The 17090-nt window shown below is 68.0% G+C and carries 19 protein-coding genes; 11 read left to right on the top strand and 8 right to left on the bottom strand.

Features of this window, described 5'->3' with window-relative positions:
• The first annotated feature begins 113 nt into the window (after positions 1 to 113).
• A complete protein-coding gene (locus ACGFIF_RS03210; RefSeq protein WP_393150856.1) occupies positions 114 to 1550 on the top strand; it encodes a hypothetical protein in 1437 nt (478 codons plus the stop codon).
• 46 nt (positions 1551 to 1596) lie between these two features.
• On the opposite strand, the gene trpD is transcribed toward ACGFIF_RS03210, so the two are convergent.
• From trpD to ACGFIF_RS03195, 3 genes are read right to left on the bottom strand one after another with little or no spacing between them, the layout of a single operon-like run.
• Positions 1597 to 2637, bottom strand: coding sequence for an anthranilate phosphoribosyltransferase (gene trpD / locus ACGFIF_RS03205; protein ID WP_393150854.1), 1041 nt, complete (start codon positions 2635 to 2637; stop codon positions 1597 to 1599).
• A gap of 6 nt (positions 2638 to 2643) precedes the next feature.
• The gene (locus tag ACGFIF_RS03200; RefSeq protein ID WP_393150852.1) at positions 2644 to 3063 is read right to left on the bottom strand and encodes a hypothetical protein; all 420 of its coding nucleotides are present in this window, start codon (positions 3061 to 3063) and stop codon (positions 2644 to 2646) included.
• A gap of 58 nt (positions 3064 to 3121) precedes the next feature.
• A complete protein-coding gene (locus ACGFIF_RS03195) occupies positions 3122 to 4039 on the bottom strand; it encodes a cytochrome c oxidase assembly protein (RefSeq protein ID WP_393150850.1) in 918 nt (305 codons plus the stop codon).
• An 82-nt stretch (positions 4040 to 4121) separates the two neighbouring features.
• Here ACGFIF_RS03195 and ACGFIF_RS03190 point away from each other — a divergent pair, with 82 nt between their 5' ends.
• From ACGFIF_RS03190 to ACGFIF_RS03175, 4 genes are read left to right on the top strand one after another with little or no spacing between them, the layout of a single operon-like run.
• On the top strand, positions 4122 to 4784 hold the full coding sequence (locus ACGFIF_RS03190; protein WP_393150848.1) for a heme-copper oxidase subunit III: 663 nt from the start codon (positions 4122 to 4124) through the stop codon (positions 4782 to 4784).
• Entirely contained in the window at positions 4781 to 5647 is an 867-nt protein-coding gene (locus tag ACGFIF_RS03185; protein WP_393150846.1) for a c-type cytochrome, read from the top strand. Before ACGFIF_RS03190 ends, ACGFIF_RS03185 begins: the two co-directional genes overlap by 4 nt.
• Positions 5644 to 6690, top strand: a complete 1047-nt coding sequence (locus tag ACGFIF_RS03180) for a Rieske 2Fe-2S domain-containing protein (RefSeq protein ID WP_393150844.1) — start codon at positions 5644 to 5646, stop codon at positions 6688 to 6690. The genes ACGFIF_RS03185 and ACGFIF_RS03180 overlap by 4 nt, the downstream gene beginning before the upstream one ends.
• Positions 6691 to 6696: 6 nt before the next feature.
• Positions 6697 to 8358, top strand: a complete 1662-nt coding sequence (locus tag ACGFIF_RS03175; protein ID WP_393150842.1) for a cytochrome bc complex cytochrome b subunit — start codon at positions 6697 to 6699, stop codon at positions 8356 to 8358.
• Between the two features lie 65 nt (positions 8359 to 8423).
• Here the strand turns inward: ACGFIF_RS03175 and ACGFIF_RS03170 are convergent, their stop codons facing one another.
• Positions 8424 to 8882, bottom strand: a complete 459-nt coding sequence (locus tag ACGFIF_RS03170; RefSeq protein ID WP_393150840.1) for a MarR family winged helix-turn-helix transcriptional regulator — start codon at positions 8880 to 8882, stop codon at positions 8424 to 8426.
• Positions 8883 to 8921: 39 nt separating this feature from the next.
• Here ACGFIF_RS03170 and ACGFIF_RS03165 point away from each other — a divergent pair, with 39 nt between their 5' ends.
• Together ACGFIF_RS03165 and ACGFIF_RS03160 are read left to right on the top strand one after the other, a co-directional pair.
• Positions 8922 to 9722: an alpha/beta fold hydrolase gene (locus ACGFIF_RS03165; RefSeq protein ID WP_393150838.1), complete on the top strand. Its 801-nt coding sequence runs from the start codon at positions 8922 to 8924 to the stop codon at positions 9720 to 9722.
• Between the two features lie 10 nt (positions 9723 to 9732).
• Entirely contained in the window at positions 9733 to 9864 is a 132-nt protein-coding gene (locus tag ACGFIF_RS03160) for a hypothetical protein (protein WP_393150836.1), read from the top strand.
• On the opposite strand, the gene ACGFIF_RS03155 is transcribed toward ACGFIF_RS03160, so the two are convergent.
• The 4 genes from ACGFIF_RS03155 to coxB all read right to left on the bottom strand — a co-directional run bounded on the left by ACGFIF_RS03155 (position 9850) and on the right by coxB (position 14337).
• Positions 9850 to 11082, bottom strand: coding sequence for an Ig-like domain-containing protein (locus tag ACGFIF_RS03155; protein ID WP_393150834.1), 1233 nt, complete (start codon positions 11080 to 11082; stop codon positions 9850 to 9852). The two genes, ACGFIF_RS03160 and ACGFIF_RS03155, sit on opposite strands and share 15 nt — an antisense overlap.
• A gap of 200 nt (positions 11083 to 11282) precedes the next feature.
• On the bottom strand, positions 11283 to 11678 hold the full coding sequence (locus ACGFIF_RS03150; protein WP_393150832.1) for a cytochrome c oxidase subunit 4: 396 nt from the start codon (positions 11676 to 11678) through the stop codon (positions 11283 to 11285).
• Positions 11675 to 13447 carry a cytochrome c oxidase subunit I gene (gene ctaD, locus ACGFIF_RS03145; RefSeq protein WP_393150830.1) on the bottom strand — a complete coding sequence of 591 codons (1773 nt, stop codon included), beginning with the start codon at positions 13445 to 13447 and terminating at the stop codon, positions 11675 to 11677. Before ctaD ends, ACGFIF_RS03150 begins: the two co-directional genes overlap by 4 nt.
• Complete coding sequence (gene coxB / locus ACGFIF_RS03140; protein ID WP_393150828.1) at positions 13444 to 14337, bottom strand: cytochrome c oxidase subunit II; 894 nt, start codon at positions 14335 to 14337, stop codon at positions 13444 to 13446. The genes ctaD and coxB overlap by 4 nt, the downstream gene beginning before the upstream one ends.
• Before the next feature lie 94 nt (positions 14338 to 14431).
• On the opposite strand from coxB, the gene ACGFIF_RS03135 reads away from it, so the two are divergent.
• Genes ACGFIF_RS03135 through ACGFIF_RS03120 form a run of 4 tightly spaced genes read left to right on the top strand, consistent with a single transcriptional unit; the run spans position 14432 to position 17074 of the window.
• Entirely contained in the window at positions 14432 to 15547 is a 1116-nt protein-coding gene (locus ACGFIF_RS03135; protein ID WP_393150826.1) for a cysteine desulfurase family protein, read from the top strand.
• The gene (locus ACGFIF_RS03130; protein ID WP_393150824.1) at positions 15544 to 15756 is read left to right on the top strand and encodes a sulfurtransferase TusA family protein; all 213 of its coding nucleotides are present in this window, start codon (positions 15544 to 15546) and stop codon (positions 15754 to 15756) included. Before ACGFIF_RS03135 ends, ACGFIF_RS03130 begins: the two co-directional genes overlap by 4 nt.
• 43 nt (positions 15757 to 15799) lie before the next feature.
• On the top strand, positions 15800 to 16354 hold the full coding sequence (locus tag ACGFIF_RS03125; RefSeq protein WP_393150822.1) for a GNAT family N-acetyltransferase: 555 nt from the start codon (positions 15800 to 15802) through the stop codon (positions 16352 to 16354).
• A gap of 3 nt (positions 16355 to 16357) precedes the next feature.
• Positions 16358 to 17074 (top strand): NAD-dependent deacetylase, encoded by a 717-nt coding sequence (locus tag ACGFIF_RS03120; protein ID WP_393150820.1) that lies wholly within the window; start codon positions 16358 to 16360, stop codon positions 17072 to 17074.
• Positions 17075 to 17090 lie beyond the last annotated feature (16 nt).

Here is a 17090-nt window from a genome sequence, read left to right as displayed (position 1 = left end):
AGCAGCAGCTAAGCCAGCAGCAGTCCGGCCAGCAGCACGCAGCTCAGCACCAGACCGGCGCACAGCAATCGGGTGCGCACCAGTCGGGTGCGCCGCAATCGCCGCAAGGGGCAGTGCCTCCGCAGCAGTCGTGGGCACAGCAGCAGCTGAGCCAGCAGCTGTCAGGACAGCAGCCGCCGCAGGGCACCGGTCAGCAGCCGGGGCAGCAGTTCCCCGGGCAGCAGCAACAGGTCGGCTATCAGCAGCAGCCTGGGGGCTCTCACCAGGTGCAGCAGCCGGGCAGGGCGCAGCATGCGGCTCAACCGCCCGGCTCACCACAGGCCGGACAGCAAGGTGGTAGCTACCAAGCCGGCCAGGGGCAGGCACCGTACGGCGGCCAGCCGCAGACGCCGGCCTACACCCAGCAGCCCGGGCAGCCGGGGTCCGGACAGCAAGCCGGACAGCCGTCGTCTGGGCAGAAACCCGGACAGTCAGCGCCTGGACAGCAACTCGGGCAGCCGGGGCCCGGACTGCAGCCCGGGCAGGCGTCGTGGGGACAGCGACCTGGGTCACCTGCTCACGGCCAGCACGCGGGCCAGCAGGCTCACGGCCAGCCGGCGGGTCAGTCGTCGTACGCTCAGCAGCCGGGCCAGCCGTCGCACGGGCAGCAGGCCGGGCAGCAGTCGTACCAGCAGCAGGCTGGGCAGGCGTCATACGGGCAGCAGACGGGGCAGGCGTCGTACGGGCAACACACCGGACAGCAGGCCGGGCAGCCGACGGGTCAGGCCTATAGGCAGACCGCCTCTGGGGTGGACGGGAACAAGAGCGGTGGTGGTGGGAAGTCCGCGTTCGACGGTGTGATGCGGGCGCGGTTGATTGGGGCGCTTGTGCTCGTCGTCGCCGCGCTTGCCGCCACCGGGGTCAGCGTTGGATGGATCTGGACGAAGGCGGACGCGGTGACTCCGGTCACGTTGCCGTCCGGTGGGCAGAAGCCGATGGAGACGGTTGACCCGTCGGTGAAGCCGTCCGAGACGCCGACTCCGACCGGCAAGGTCCTCGGCACCGAGATGGTGGCCGACAACAAGGACGTGATGCCGATCATGAGCTCGGCCTGGACCAGTCAGTACGAGCGGACCGGGCTGTGGGGCGGGAGCGCGATCTGGTTCACCGTGCACAAGAACTACGACGGCAAGAAGAACGACTGGGGCAACTATGTCGCCTTCGGCCAGTTGCCGCCGCAGATCAAGTACGTCAACACCGCGGCCGGCCGGCGGGAGGCCGCGAGCCAGGTGGGGTCCCGGGCGATCGTCGGCCTGTACACGAAGGACGCGAAGATCTCCGCGGTCACGCACAAAGCGATCACGGTCAGCGGGCACCCGGGCCACGAGATCACCGCGCGGGTCGCGATCAACCAGCCGCCGCTGAAGGAGACCTTCTCGACGATCATGATCGCGGTGATCGACCGCGGTGACGGTACGGCGGCGGTCTCGATCGGGGACATCGCCGGCTCCACGCCGGCCTGGCAGAACGTCTGGCGCTACAAGGTCAGCCAGATCAAGATCAACCAATAAGAGAAAGGGCCGGCGGCCAACCCCGTCGGCCCTTTCTGCACAGCAGCTACCGCACCGAGGCGCAGACACCGATCCAGCGGTCCAGCACGTCCTTGGCCGCGCCCGAGTCGATCGCCTCCGCGGCCCGGTCCATCCCGGCCCGGATCCGGGTGGTGATCGGCTCGTCGGTCGGCGCGTACGCCGCCAGCGCCGCACCCGCGTTCAGCAGTACGACGTCCCGCACCGCTCCCGGCTCACCGTCGAGCAACGACCGTACGACCTTGGCGTTGAAGACGGCATCCGCACCCTTCAACGCATCCGCCGTCACCGGCGCGATCCCGAGCTCCCGCGGATCGACCGTGAACGGACCTTCCACCGAACCCCCGCCGACCGTCCACACCTGTGACGTCGTCCGGGTCGTCAGCTCGTCCAGCCCGTCGTCACCGTGGAACACCAGCGCGTCGATCCCCCGCCGCGCCAGTACGCCGGCCATCAGTCCGGCGATCCGGCTGTCGCCGACCCCGACCGCCTGCGCGGACGGGTCACCCGGGTTCGCCAGTGGGCCAAGGAAGTTGAAGGTCGTCGGCACCCCGAGGTCACGCCGCGGTACGGCGGCATGCCGCAGCGCGGGGTGGAACGCCGGGGCGAAGCAGAAGGTGATCCCGGCCCGCTCCCCCACGTCGGCCACCTGAGCCGCGGTGAGGTCGAGCGGAATGCCGAGCTCCTCGAGGACGTCGGCCGCACCACACGCCGACGAGGCCGCGCGGTTGCCGTGCTTGAGCACCTTCGCTCCCGCGCCGGCCGCGACGATCGCGGACATCGTGCTGATGTTCACGGTGTGGGCTTGGTCACCGCCGGTACCGACGACGTCCAAGGTCCGGCCGGAGACGGAGATCCTGGTGGCGAAGTCACGCATGGTCGCGACCAGGCCCTCGACCTCGGTGACCGTCTCGCCCTTGGAACGCAGCGCGATCACGAACCCGGCGAGCTGGGCCGGCGTCGCCGCACCGGACAGGATCTGCTCCATCGCCCACGCGGTGGCGGACGCGTCCAGGTCCTCCCGCCGAAGCAGCGGATTGAGCACCTGCGGCCAACTGTAAGCGGCCATCGTGCGTCAGGCAGTCGTGGCAGGCAGTTTGGCCAGCCGCTGCCGGAGCAGGTCGGCGGTGACCTCGGCCATCCGGATCGGGTCGATCGGGTGCGAGACCGCGGCCTCGGCCCGCGACCAGGTGGCCAGCCAGGCGTCCTGCGGACGGCCGGTGATGACGAGCACCGGCGGGCACCGGAAGATCTCGTCCTTCAACTGCCGGGCGATCCCCATCCCGCCGGCCGGCACCGCCTCGCCGTCCAGGATGGCCAGGTCGATCCCGCCCTTGTCCATGGTCTTGATCACGGCCGGCTCGGTCGCGCACTCGACGTACTCGAGCACGGGCAGATCGGCCGCCGGCCGCTTGCCCAGCGCGAGCAGGACGGATTCCCGGGTCGTACGGTCGTCGCTGTAGACGAGCACCTTCAGCGGACGCTCTGAACTCATCGATCCATCCCAAGCTGTGTGTCTGTGACGAGTGGACATGCGAATGACACCGCGAATGCTACCGGGGCGCCTGTCCACTCCGGCGAGCCTGTTCCTCCAACCGGTCCAGCCGGCGGTCCTCCCGGCGGGCTTCGCGCTGCGAGTCCTTCACCCACTGGACGAAAAGGACGCCGAAGAAGATCAGCCCGACGATGTCGCCCGAGCCCCACAACAGACCGCCGGCGATGTACTGGTCGTGCAGCGGCGACGGCGGCCAGGACCGACCGAAGCTGGTGTACCAGTCCTCGGCGATCAGCGTGTTCGCGGACATGATCGTGATGCCGAGGAAGGCGTGGAACGGCAGCGTCAGGAACACCAGGATCAGTCGGAACGGGTAGATCACCCGGCCGGGCACCGGATCGAGGCCGAGCAGCGGCCAGAAGAACAACGCGCCGACCAGGATGAAGTGCAGATGGAGCAGGTCGTGCAACGCGGTCGACCGTAACGTGGCGTCGTACCAGCCGCTGAAGTAGAGCGCCCACGGGCTCAGCACGAACAGGGTGAAGCCGATCAGCGGGAAGCACATCACCTTCGCGAACCGCGAATGCAACACGGAGAGCAACCACTTTCGCGGCCTGGCCGGCAGGGTGCGCAGGGCCAGCGTCACCGGCGCGCCGAGCGCCATCATCAGCGGCGTGAGCATCGACAGGACCATGTGCTGGGCCATGTGCACGCTCAGCAGCACCGTGTCGTAGGTGCCGAGCGCCGACTGGGTGGCGATTACGGCACTTCCCAGCCCCAGTCCGACGAAGGAGAACGTCCGTCCGCGGGACCATTTGTCGCCCCGCGCGTGCAGCTTGTGGACGCCGTACAGATAGAGCGCGCCCATCGCGATGATCACGCCGAGTAACACCGGTTCGAAGGTCCAGGCAGTCAGCAACCGGAGCGGCGTGAACGGCTCGATCTGGTCGCCGGGCCCGGCGTGGAGGGGAAGCACGCTTCAACAGTAGAAAGGACTGGTCGGCGACATGCATGGGGGTGGTCGTGGCATGCGATCCCCCGACCGACATAATGACCGCGTGGCCACTGCAACCGCGCTCCCAGCGTCTCGTGAACACGGACACCACGACCGTCCCAGCATGGTCAGTGTCGGCACGATCGTCTGGCTCTCGAGCGAACTGATGTTCTTCGCCGCCCTGTTCGCGGCGTACTTCACGATCCGGTCGGTGACGACCGCCGCCGCGGCTCCGGGTACGGAGACCTTGTGGCAGGCGTCCACCGAGATGCTGAACGTCCCGTTCGCCTCGGTGAACACGTTCATCCTGGTCGCGTCGTCGTTCACCTGCCAGGCGGGTGTGTTCGCCGCCGAGCACGGCAAGGTGGGCCGGACCGGCTCGGTCGCGAACATTCGCTCCTGGGGTATGCGGGAGTGGTTCATCCTCACGTACCTGATGGGCGCGGTCTTCATCGCCGGCCAGGTGACCGAGTACGCCGCCCTGGTGCACGAGGGCCTGTCGATCTCGTCGTCGCCGTACGGATCGGTGTTCTACCTGACCACCGGATTCCACGGTCTGCACGTGACCGGCGGTCTCATCGCTTTCGTGTACGTCCTGGCCAGGACGTACATGGCTCGTAAGTTCACCCACGAACAGGCCGTCTCGGCGATCGTCGTGTCCTACTACTGGCACTTCGTCGACGTGGTCTGGATCGCCCTGTTCGCGACCATCTACCTGCTCAAATGAGTGAGAAGAGACTTTCCTTGTCACCGGCGCGCTTTCTCTCCGCGCGACGACGGCACCGGTCCGCCGGCCTCGTCGTGCTCCTGTTCGGCCTCCTGGCAGTGGGTTCGGCGTACGCCGCTTTCGCCCCTGACAACGCGGTCGCGGACAACTCGGCCCAGTCCCAGCAGATCGAGGAGGGCAAGAAGCTCTTCGCGGTCGGTTGTGCCAGCTGCCACGGCCTGAACGCCGAGGGCGGCGGCAACGGCGAGGGCGAGATGGCCGGCCCGTCGCTGATCGGCGTCGGCGCTGCCGCGGTCGACTTCCAGGTCGGCACCGGACGGATGCCCGCGATGCAGCCGGGTGCGCAGATCCCGCGCAAGACGCCGGCGTACACGCAGGAGGAGATCGAGGCCCTGGCCGCGTACGTCGCCTCGCTCGCCCCCGGCCCGGCCGTTCCGGCGCAGGAGTCGTACGACGTGAGCAAGGCCACCGACGAGCAGGTCACCCGCGGCGGCGAGCTGTTCCGCACCAACTGCACGGCGTGCCACAACTTCGCCGGCAAGGGCGGCGCCCTGCCGAACGGGCGGTACGCGCCGTCGCTGATGGGCGTCAGTGAGAAGCACATCTACGAGGCGATGCTGACCGGTCCGCAGCAGATGCCGGTCTTCTCCGACCAGGTACTGCAGCCGGAGGACAAGCGCGACATCATCGCCTATCTGAAGGCGCTGGAGACCCAGAAGGACCCGGGGGGCTTCGGTCTCGGCCGGCTCGGTCCGGTGTCCGAGGGTCTGTGGGGCTGGCTGGTCGGTATCGGCCTGCTGGTCGGCGTAGCGGTCTGGATCGGCGCCAAGGGCGTCAAGGCCAAGGGAGCGAAGGCCGAATGAGTGACGACAAGCTGCCGGTGAAGGCAGAAGAGGAACACGGCGCGGTCGAGGTGGCCGAGCCGATCGCGGACCCGGGCATCGAGCCGCACGAGTACCGGATCACCGACATCGACCCGAAAGCGGCCGACCGGGTCGAGCGCCAGGTGGCCACGATGTTCGGCCTGGCCGGCGTGTTCGCCCTCGGTTCCTGCGTGGCGTACTTCGCCATCCCGCGCGATGCCGAGCTGGTCTTCGGCCCGCTGTCCGGCAACGCGAACAACATGACGCTGGGCCTGTGCCTCGGCCTGGCGCTGTTCCTGATCGGTGCCGGTGCGATCCAGTGGGCCAAGAAGCTGATGGTCGACGAGGAGATCTCCGAGGAGCGGCACCCGGCGCACTCGACGATGGAGCAGAAGGCCGACATCACCGACGCCTTCAAGCAGGGTGTCGACGAGTCCGGCTTCACCCGGCGCAAGCTGATCCGCCGGTCGCTGCTCGGCGCGATGGCCTTGCTCGGCCTGCCGGCCATCGTGTTCCTGCGCGACCTCGGCCCGCTGCCGGGCCGGGCGCTCTTCAACACGATCTGGGCGAAGGGCATCCGCGTCGTCAACGACGTCACGCTGCGCCCGATCAAGCCGTCCGACCTGGTCATCGGCCAGTTGGTCAACGCCGCGCCCGCCAACCTGGCCCCGATCCAGGAGGAGAGCCCGGTCGAGTACCAGAACGCCAAGGCGAAGGCCGCGGTGATCGTGGTCCGGATCCGGCCGAGCGAGATCCAGACCCCGCCCGGCCGGGAGAACTGGGGTGTCGACGGCATCCTGTGCTACTCCAAGATCTGCACCCACGTCGGCTGCCCGATCTCGCTGTACGAGCAGACCACCCACCACGTGCTCTGCCCGTGCCACCAGTCGACGTTCGACCTCGCGGACGGTGCCAAGGTCATCTTCGGCCCTGCTGCCCGGCCGCTGCCTCAGCTACCGTTGGCAGTGGACTCGGAGGGCTACCTGGTCGCACAGAGCGATTTCACCGAGCCAGTCGGTCCGAGCTTCTTCGAACGAGGGTGACCGAAAGTGTCTGACAAGGATTTCCCGCCACCGGTCAAGTATCTCGATGACCGCCTGGGCATCGGCAAGATCGGCCGGAAGAACCTGCGCAAGGTCTTCCCGGACCACTGGTCCTTCATGCTCGGCGAGATCGCGCTGTACAGCTTCATCATCCTGATCCTCACCGGCATCTTCCTCACCTTCTGGTTCAAGCCGTCGATGGCCGAGATCGAGTACCAGGGCTCGTACAGCCTGCTCAAGGGCCTGCACATGTCCGAGGCCTACGCCTCGACGCTGGACATCTCGTTCGACGTCCGCGGCGGTCTGCTGATGCGGCAGATCCACCACTGGGCGGCGGTGCTGTTCATCGCCGCGATGATGGTGCACCTGCTCCGCATCTTCTTCACCGGCGCGTTCCGCAAGCCGCGTGAGCTGAACTGGGTGATCGGCTTCACGATGCTGTTCCTCGGCATCATCGAGGGCTTCATCGGCTACGGTCTGCCCGACGACCTGCTGTCCGGGACCGGTCTACGGATCACCCAGGGCATGATCGGTGCGTCACCGGTGATCGGCACGTACATGAACTTCTTCATCTTCGGCGGTGAGTTCCCCGGCGACGACATGGTGCCCCGGTTCTTCATCGTGCACGTGCTGCTCATCCCGGGGTTGATCCTGGCGTTGGTGACGGTCCACCTGTTCCTGGTCGTGTACCACAAGCACACGCAGTACGCGGGCCCCGGCCGGACGAACAACAACGTGGTCGGCTACCCGCTGATGCCGGTGTACATGGCCAAGGCCGGCGGCTTCTTCTTCGTCGTGTTCGGCATCACCGCCCTGATGGGGGCGCTGATGCAGATCAACCCGGTCTGGTTGTACGGGCCGTACAACCCGGCGGAGGTGACGGCGGGATCCCAGCCGGACTGGTACATGGGCTGGCTGGAAGGCTCGGTCCGCATCATGCCCGGATTCGAGTCGACCTTCTGGGGCATCACCCTCAGCTGGAACCTGATCATCCCGGCCCTGCTGATACCCCCTGCCTTCGTCACCCTGGTCGCGCTCTATCCGTTCATCGAGGCCTGGATCACCGGTGACAAGCGCGAGCACCACCTGCTGGACCGGCCGCGCAACATGCCGACCCGGACCGGTATCGGTGCCGCCTTCATCACCTTCTACGGGCTGCTGTGGGTCGGTGGTGGCAACGACCTGGTCGCCACCCACTTCGGGATCTCGCTGAACAGCGTGACCTGGTTCCTCCGGTTCGCGGTCATCCTCGGCCCGATCCTGGCGTTCTGGATCACTCGGCGGGTCGCGATCTCGCTCCAGCGGGCCGACAACGACCGGATCCTGCACGGCCTGGAGACCGGCATCATCGTCCGCTCCCCCGACGGTGCGTACTCCGAGAAGCACACGCCGATCTCGACGTACGAGGCCTACGAGCTCACCGCCCGGGACCGGAACCTGCCGCTGGACATCGGTCCGGAGACCGACGACAACGGCGTCCGCGCCCCGCGCCGGGCCCTGAACAAGCTCCGCGCCCGGCTGTCGCGCTTCTACTTCGCCGACGCGGTGCAGAAGCCGACCCGCGAGGAGGTCGAGGACGCTCACACCCACGGCCACGGACCGGGCGACGAGCACGAGGAGCTGTCCGACACGGAGACCTTCCGCGAGGTCACCAGCGACAGGTCCTGATCACGCAGCACACCAAGAAGCCCCGGCAACCTGCCGGGGCTTCTTGCTTTATCCGATGGCGTCCTCTATCCGATGGCGTCGGTGACCGCGTCCAGGTACTTGCCGACGACAACCCGTTCGGACGGCTGGAGTTCGACCGCGATCAGGCGCTCGAGCAGCGGCCCGAAGAACTGCCAGCCGAGGTCGACCGCGCTGTCGGACACCTGGAGGCGCGCACTGCGGCCGTCTGAGCGGCTTCTGAGGCGTTCGACGTGCCCGGCGGCCTCCAGCCGGTGAATGACCGCTGTCGTCGCCTGAGAGGTCATTCCGAGCTGTCCAGCGAGCCATCCCGGCGTTGCATCGACCCCGGCCCGCTCGGCGTCCAGCAGGCGGATCAGCGCCCGTACGTCGGTCCCGTGCAGCCCCGTCGTCCGCGCGAACTCCCCCATCGCCAGCTCCAGCCGCAGCGCGACCTCCCGCAACCTGTGCACCAGCTCCAACGCCGCCGCCCGCTCCGGGTCCGCCGGCATCACTCCCTCACGCATGCCGCCAATTTACCTCACTGAGTGAGCTATCCTCGCGTCATGACCTTCCAGGAGGCGTACGACGCCCTGCTCGAACGCTGGGATGTCCCAGTGGAGCAACTCACCATCGACGGCACCCACGTGAACGCCTGCGGACCGCTCGACGCTCCTCCCGTGATCCTGCTCGCCGGTCACGGCGCAACCTCTCCGGTGTGGTTCTCCGTCGCACCCCGGCTCGCCGAACAGCACCGCGTCTACGCGATCGACCTGCTCGGCGACGCCGGCCGCAGTACCGGCACCCCACCCCGCACGATCGACGACCTGATGACCTGGCTGACCGGCGTACTCGACGGCCTCCGCGTCGACCGACCACAACTGGTGGGCCATTCGTACGGCGCTTGGATCGCCCTCACGTACACGCTGCGAAACCCAGCCCGGGTCGGCCGGCTCGCCCTGATCGACCCGACAGACTGCTTCACCGGCCTCCGCCTCCCCTACATCGCCCGGGCGCTGCCAAGCCTCCTCCGCCCATCCCGGCAGCGCTCCCTGTCGTTCCTCCGCTGGGAGACCCAGGGGCTGCCGGTCGACGAGCAATGGCTCGAGTTAGCCGCCCTCGCCGCCGAGGAACCCACCGCCCCCGTCGTCCGCACCAAACGCCCCACCGACGACCAGCTCCGGTCCCTCCAACCGCCTCTCCTGGTCGTCGTCGCCGGCCGCACCAAGAGCCACGACCCCGACCACCTCACCCGACGCGTCACCGCACTCATCCCCACGGCAACCGTCGTACGCCTCGACACGGCGACCCACCACTCACTGCCCGCCCTGCACGCGGACGAGGTCGTAAAGGCCCTGTCCGCCTAGGTCTGGCGGCATGCAGCGCATCCGTGTCCCGCTGGGCTCAGGCGCGGCCGGCCTGATCACCTACGCACCGACGGCAGTCTGGGGCCCGCTCCTCGCTGCCCTCGCCTGGCAGTACTGGCGGCGCGGGTCAGGACAGGGCTGAGCCGGCCTTGTAGGCGGCCCAGGTGGTGTTCCAGTCGGTCCAGCCGTTGCCGGGCTCCATCTTGCGGGTGGTGCCGGTGACGATGACGGGGTCGCCGCGGAGGGTCTGCTGGAAGTACCACTGGCCGTTCGCGAGGCTCATGCCGACGCAGCCGTGGCTCACGTTCGCGCTGCCCTGGCTGCCGGACGACCACGGCGCGCCGTGCATGAACTCGCCGGAGCTGGTGACCCGCTGGGCCCACTTCACGTCGTGGATGTCGTAGTACTCCGGGTCGCCCGGCTTGATGCCGACGGTCCGCGCGTCCATCCGCTTGGTCGGGAACTTCTCCATGATCACCTTCACCCCGCTGCGGGTGGTGAAGCCGTCCTTGCCGGCGGTGATCGGGATGCTGCGGGCCAGCTTGCCGTTGATGGTGACGTACATCGTGTGCTTCTTGACGTCGACCTTGGTGACCACGGACTTGCCGATGGCGAAGGAGATCGTCCGGCTGGCCGAGCCCCAGGTGTTGCTCCCGGCGTTGACGCCCTGGGTGTCGATGTTGACCGTCACCTTGGTGCCGGCCGGCCAGTAGTTCTTCGGCCGGTAGTTGACCTGCTTGCTGTTCACCCAGTGCCAGGTGCCGTCGACCGGGACCGAGGTGGTCACCTTGAGCCGCTTCTCCACCGCCGCGCGGTCCTTGACCGGGTTGTTCCAGTAGATCTGGATCGGCAACGCGACGCCGACGGTCTCACCGTTCAGCGGGACGACCGAGGCCTTCAGGTTCCTGGCCGCCTTCAGGGTCTTGAAGGTCGAGCTGATCGGCACGGTGGCACCGTCGGTGCCCTCCGCGGAGCCGGTCAGCGTGTACGACGCGCCCGGCTCGAGCTGCGGCACGGACGTCCACTGGTTCTTCTCGGTGTTGAAGCTGCCGGCCACCTTGTCGCCGTCGTCGTCCTTGAGCGTGACGTCCTTCAGCGTGCCCACCGAGGTCTTCACGGTCACCGGGGTGTCCGGCTTGACCGCGGTGGCGCCCTTGGCCGGGACGACCGAGACGCTGGCCGCGCCCGGGTCCTGTGTCGGGGTGGTCGAGGCTCCAGGGGTGGTCGAGGCACCCGGCGTACCGCTGCTCTGCGTCGCACCCGGCGTCGACGGCGAGCCGCCCGCCTCGGTGTCGCTGCACGCGGTGCCGGCCAGCAGCATCACGCAGATCCCCGCCACGGCAAGGCCGTGTTTCCGCACCGAACCGCTCACCATTCCCCAGCTCTCCCCTGTTCAAACCAACCCGCCGCTCAGACTAACCCGCCGAACCGACAGATCCTGGCAGCACACCCGCCACCGGAGTGGTACGGACCACAACGGCCCATTCTCCGGTGGCACCCCATAAGACGCGCAAAGGCGCCATCCGGTTGGCTCCGGATGGCGCCCGTACGACGCGTCAGCTAGTGAGCGTGGTCACCCCGGTAGTACTCGAAGATGAACCCGGACAGCGTGATGATGCCGAGGGCGCAGCCGGCGATGAACAGCCACCAGCCGAAGACGATGCCCAGCACCACGACCGACAGGGTCAGCGCGCACCACAGCGGCCACCACGAGTACGGCGGGAAGAAGCCGAGCTCACCGGCTCCCTCGACGATCTCCGCTTCCTTGCGGTCCTCCGGCCGGGCGTCCATCCGGCGCGCGGTGATGCTCAGGTAGAACGCCACCAGCAGGGACAGGAAGAACGTCATCACCAGTGCGGTGGTACCGGTCGGGTCCTCCGACATCAGCCAGTAGATCGGCGTGACGACCAGCACGAACACGCTCAGGATCCCGAAGACCCAGGCTTCGACCTTCACGCCTTGTCCTTCCCCTCGGTGTCGATACCGGCGTTCTCCTCCAGCAGTTCGACCCGGCCCTGGTCCTCACCGGCGTCGAGCAGGTTGTCCTTCCCGGCCCGGTTGTCCGGGTACTCGGCCAGGGCGAGATCCGCGTGGTGCAGGTCGAAGGCCGGGCTTTCGGACCGGATCCGCGGCAGCCGATCGAAGTTGTGCCGCGGCGGCGGGGAACTGGTCGCCCACTCCAGCGAACGGCCCCAGCCCCACGGGTCGTCCACGCCCACCAGCGGGGCCTTGCGCGACTTGTAGACGTTGTAGAAGAACGGCAGCATCGACAGGCCGAGGACGAAGGCACCGACACTGGACACCTCGTTCAGCGTGGTGAAGCCCTCGTTCGCGCCGTACGACGCGTAGCGCCGTGGCATCCCCTCGACGCCCAGCCAGTGCTGCACCAGGAACGTGGTGTGGAAGCCGATGAACAGCAGCCAGAAGTGGATCTTGCCGAGCTTCTCGTCGAGCATCCGGCCGGTCATCTTCGGCCACCAGAAGTAGAACCCGGCGAACATCGCGAACACCACCGTGCCGAAGACGACGTAGTGGAAGTGCGCGACCACGAAGTACGAGTCGGACAGCTGGTAGTCCAGGGCCGGCGAGGCCAGGATGATGCCGGTCAGACCGCCGAAGAGGAAGGTGGTCAAGAAGCCCACCGACCACAGCATCGGGGTGTCGAACGACACCGATCCGCCCCACATGGTGCCGATCCAGTTGAAGAACTTCACCCCGGTCGGGACCGCGATCAGGAAGGTCATGAACGAGAAGAACGGCAGGTTCACCGCTCCGGTGACGAACATGTGGTGCGCCCACACCGCCACCGACAGGACGGCGATGCCGAGCGTCGCGCAGACCAGGCCGATGTAGCCGAAGACCGGCTTGCGGCTGAACACCGGCAGGATCTCGGTGATGATGCCGAAGAACGGCAACGCGATGATGTACACCTCGGGATGCCCGAAGAACCAGAACAGGTGCTGCCACAACAGTGGCCCGCCGTTCGCGGCGTCGAAGACGTGAGCCCCTAGGGCTCGATCCGCCTCCAGCATCAGCAGCGCGCCGGCCAGGATCGGGAACGCGATCAGCACCAGGATCGACGTGACCAGGATGTTCCAGGTGAAGATGGGCATCCGGAACATCGTCATCCCCGGTGCGCGCATGGTGATGATCGTGGTGACGAAGTTGACCGCACCGAGGATGGTGCCCAGACCGGCCATCCACAGACCCATGATCCACAGGTCGCCCCCGACACCCGGCGAGCGGACCGCGTTGGACAGCGGGGCGTAGGCGAACCAGCCGAAGTCGGCCGCGCCGCCCGGGGTGAAGAACCCGCTGATGGTGATCAGGCCGCCGAACAGGAACAGCCAGAAGCTGAACATGTTCAGCCGCGGGAACGCCACATCCGGGGCGCCGATCTGGACCGGCATGATCACGTTCGCGAAACCGACGAACAGCGGGGTCGCGAACAGCAGCAGCATGATCGTGCCGTGCATGGTGAAGAGCTGGTTGTAGACCTCTTCGTTCACGATCTGCAGACCCGGCTTGGCCAGCTCGGCCCGGATCAGCAGCGCCATCACGCCGCCGATCAGGAAGAACCCGAACGAGACGATCAGGTACAGGTGGCCGATCAGCTTGTGGTCGGTGGTGGTCAGCCACTTGACCGCGATCTGGCCCTTGCTGCGCCGCCGGGGCAGCGCGGTAGTAGCACCGATGACGCCGGTGCGCTCGGCGATGTCGGTCACTTCTCGCCCTCCTCTGGCCCATGACCAGGAATGGTGGTGGCGTCCTGGCCACCGGTGGCGGCGCCGGTCTGGCCCTTCGCGGCCAGTTCACGCAGGTGGGCGTCGTACTCGGCGCGGCTGACCACCTTGACGGAGAAGACCATCCGGCTGTGATAGAGCCCGCAGAGCTCGGCGCACTTGCCGGCGAAGGTCCCGGTCTTGGTCGGGGTCAGCTCGAACTTGTTGGTCCGGCCGGGGATGACGTCGAGCTTGAAGTAGAACGACGGCACCCAGAAGGAGTGGATGACGTCCGGCGAGGTCAGGTCGAACTGGACCGACTCGTTCACCGGCAGCCACAGCTCGGCGGGCTTCTCCAGCGTGCCGGTCTCCCAGACGCCTTCCTCCCCGTCGACGGTGTCCTTGTAGTTGAAGGTCCACTGCCACTGCTGGCCCACCACGTTGACGGTGTGCTGCGGCTGGTTCGACATCGCGGTGATCTGGTTGCCGTGCTCGACGGTGTAGTAGAAGAGCACGCCGATGATGGCGAACGGCGCGAGCGTGTAGAGCACCTCGAGCGGGAGGTTGTACCGGACCTGCCTGGGGGCGTCCTCGTCGCGCTTGCGGTACCGCACGACGACCCACAGGATCAGGGCCCAGACCAACACGCCGACGATCAGAGCGGCGATCCAGGCGCCGATCCAGAGGCTGAGGACGGCGTCGGTCCGGTCCGATGCGCCCACCGGGAGCCCGAGTCGTTTCCACTGCTCTTTGGTCGCCGACGAACAACCGGTCAGCAGCAGGGTGCCGAGCACCACTCCCGTACCGACCAGCAGGCGTCGCTTCCCCGGACGTGTGGCGCCGGCAGGACCTGCCGCTCGCTCGTCCACTCCGGGCGTGCCGTTCGAACCCACGGGGCGCCTTTCCCTTCCCAAGTGAGACTGACGACCAAACACTACTGGACACCTTCCGCGGTCCTGCGCATAGGTAGGGCTTAGCGTTTCCCCTGTGAGCGAGCGTGCGTATCTGGATGCGGCGTCGGCCGAGTCGTTGCATCCGGCAGCGCGGGAAATGTTGCTGTCGGCAGTCGATTCCGGCTGGGCGGATCCGGTCCGGCTGCACCACGAGGGACGGACCGCGCGGCTGCTCCTGGACAACGCCCGGGCGGTGCTCGCGGACGCGGTCGGAGTGCGCCCGGACGAGCTCTTCCTGACCACCTCCGGTACGGCGGCCATCCACGCCGGGCTGACCGCGATCACGGCAGCGCGGCGGCGGATCGGTACGGCGGTTGTCCACAGCGCGGTCGAGCATTCCGCCGTACTGCACACGGCGGGATCCGCGGGCCTGGAGGTCGGTGTGGACTCGAGCGGGCGGGTCGACCTGGCGGCGTTCACCGCGGCGGTTCGTGCACCAGGCGTCGCGGTGGCGGCATTGCAGTCCGCCAATCATGAGGTCGGGACCCGGCAGCCGATCGAGGCCGCGGCCGAAGCCTGTGGCGACGTACCTCTGTTCGTCGACGCGGCCGCGTCGATCGGGCACGACGTCGTACCGGCCGGATGGTCGGCGCTGGCCGCGAGTGCGCACAAGTGGGGCGGCCCGGCCGGCGTGGGGCTGCTCGCCGTACGCAAGGGAACGCGGCTGACGCCGGCCTGGCCGATGGACGAGCGGGAGGACGGCCTGTCCCCCGGGTTCCCGGACATCCCGAACGCGCTTGCCGCGGCGGCCGCCCTGCAGGCTCGCCAGGCCGAAGCCGCGGACTTGAACAAGCAGCACCGGGCCTGGATCGACGAACTCCGGCACCGCGTCGCCGCGGACCTCGCCGATGTCGAGGTGGTCGGCGACCCGGACGACCGGCTGCCGCACGTGCTCACCTTCTCCTGTCTGTACGTCGACGGCGAGGCCCTCGTCACCGCCCTGGACGCGGAGGGCTTCTCGGTCTCCAGCGGCTCGGCCTGTACGTCGAGCACCCTGCGACCGTCCCACGTGCTCGCGGCGATGGGCGTCCTCACCCACGGCAACGTCCGCGTCTCGCTCGGCCGGACCACGACGTACGACGACGTCGACCGCTTCGCGACGGTGTTGCCGGGGATCGTCCAGCGGATCCGCGCGGAGGTAGGCCTGTGAACACCGACCTCGACTGTCTCGGCGTGCTCTGCCCACTCCCGGTGATCAAACTGGCGAAACTCTTACCGTCCGTGGCCGTCGGCGACACGATCACGGTGCTCGCCGACGACCCGGCGGCCGCGACCGACATCCCGGCCTGGTGCCGCCTCCGCAACCAGGAACTCGTCTCCGCCGACGCTCCCCGCTTCGTCGTACGACGGTTGAGCTAAAACGTGTCGCCCTCGGGGCGAGACGGTTGGCACACTGCACGGCGTGACCGACTTCGCGTACAAGCCGACGTTGACCGGCGACCTCGTGATCCTGCGGCCTGTGGACGAGGGCGACTACGACGCGCTCGCCGCCGCGATGGCCGACCCGGACGTGACCCGGTTCACCGGGAGCCGTGGCGACATCGGCGAGGAGAAGGCCCGGGAGTGGTACCGGACCCGGAAGGACCAGACCGACCGGCTCGACCTGGCCATCGTGGACAAGGCGACCGGCGCGGTGGTCGGCGAGGCGGTGCTGAACGAGTGGGATCCGGACAACCAGTCCTGCAACTTCCGGATCCTGATCGGCCCGTCCGGCCAGGGCCGCGGACTCGGCACCGAGGCGACCAAGCTGATCGTCGGCTACGGCATCGAGGAGATCGGGTTGCACCGGATCAGCCTCGGTGTCTACGCGTTCAACCCGCGGGCGCAGCGCGCGTACGAGAAGGCCGGCTTCGTGGTCGAGGGCCGACTCCGCGACGAGCTGTTCTGGGACGGCGAGTGGGTCGACTCGATCGTGATGTCGGTGCTGTCGACCGAGTGGAAAGCAACTACCGTCTGACCCGTGATCGACGCTGAGCACATCGCCGTACTGACCGGGGCCGGGATCTCCACCGCGTCCGGGATCCCCGACTTCCGCGGGCCGCAAGGGCTGTGGACGAAGAACCCGGCCGCGCAGGCGATGTTCGACATCGACGAGTACGTCGCCTCCCGCGCGGTCCGGGTCGAGGCCTGGAAGTTCCGGCTCGCCGCGCCCGCGTGGACCGCCGAGCCGAACCCGGGCCACCTGGCCCTGGTCGACCTCGAACGCCAGGGCCGGTTGACCGGTCTGATCACCCAGAACGTCGACGGCCTGCACCAGAAGGCCGGCTCCTCCGCCGCGATCGTCCATGAACTGCACGGCACGGTCTGGTCCGTCGACTGCCTCGAATGCACCCGTCGCATCCCGATGGCCGACGTACTCCGCCGCCTCGAAGCCGGCGACGAGGATCCGGCCTGCGAGGTCTGCGGCGGCATCCTCAAGTCGGCCACCGTCTCCTTCGGCCAGTCGCTCGACCCGCGCGTCCTCGACGCCGCCGTCGCCGCGACCGAAGGCGCGGACGTGTTTCTCGCCGTCGGGACCTCGCTGCAGGTCTACCCCGCGGCCGGTCTGTGCGACATCGCACTGGCGGCCGGCAAACCCCTGATCATCCTCAACGCCGAGCCGACCCCGTACGACGAGCAGGCCACCACTGTCCTGCACACGCCGATCGAGACCACGCTCCCGGGCCTCGTGACCTGACCGTGACATTCGAGGC

The sequence above is a fragment of the Kribbella sp. NPDC049174 genome (assembly GCF_043197365.1).
Taxonomy (GTDB): domain Bacteria; phylum Actinomycetota; class Actinomycetes; order Propionibacteriales; family Kribbellaceae; genus Kribbella.
This window is presented reverse-complemented; position numbering and strand designations above follow the sequence as displayed.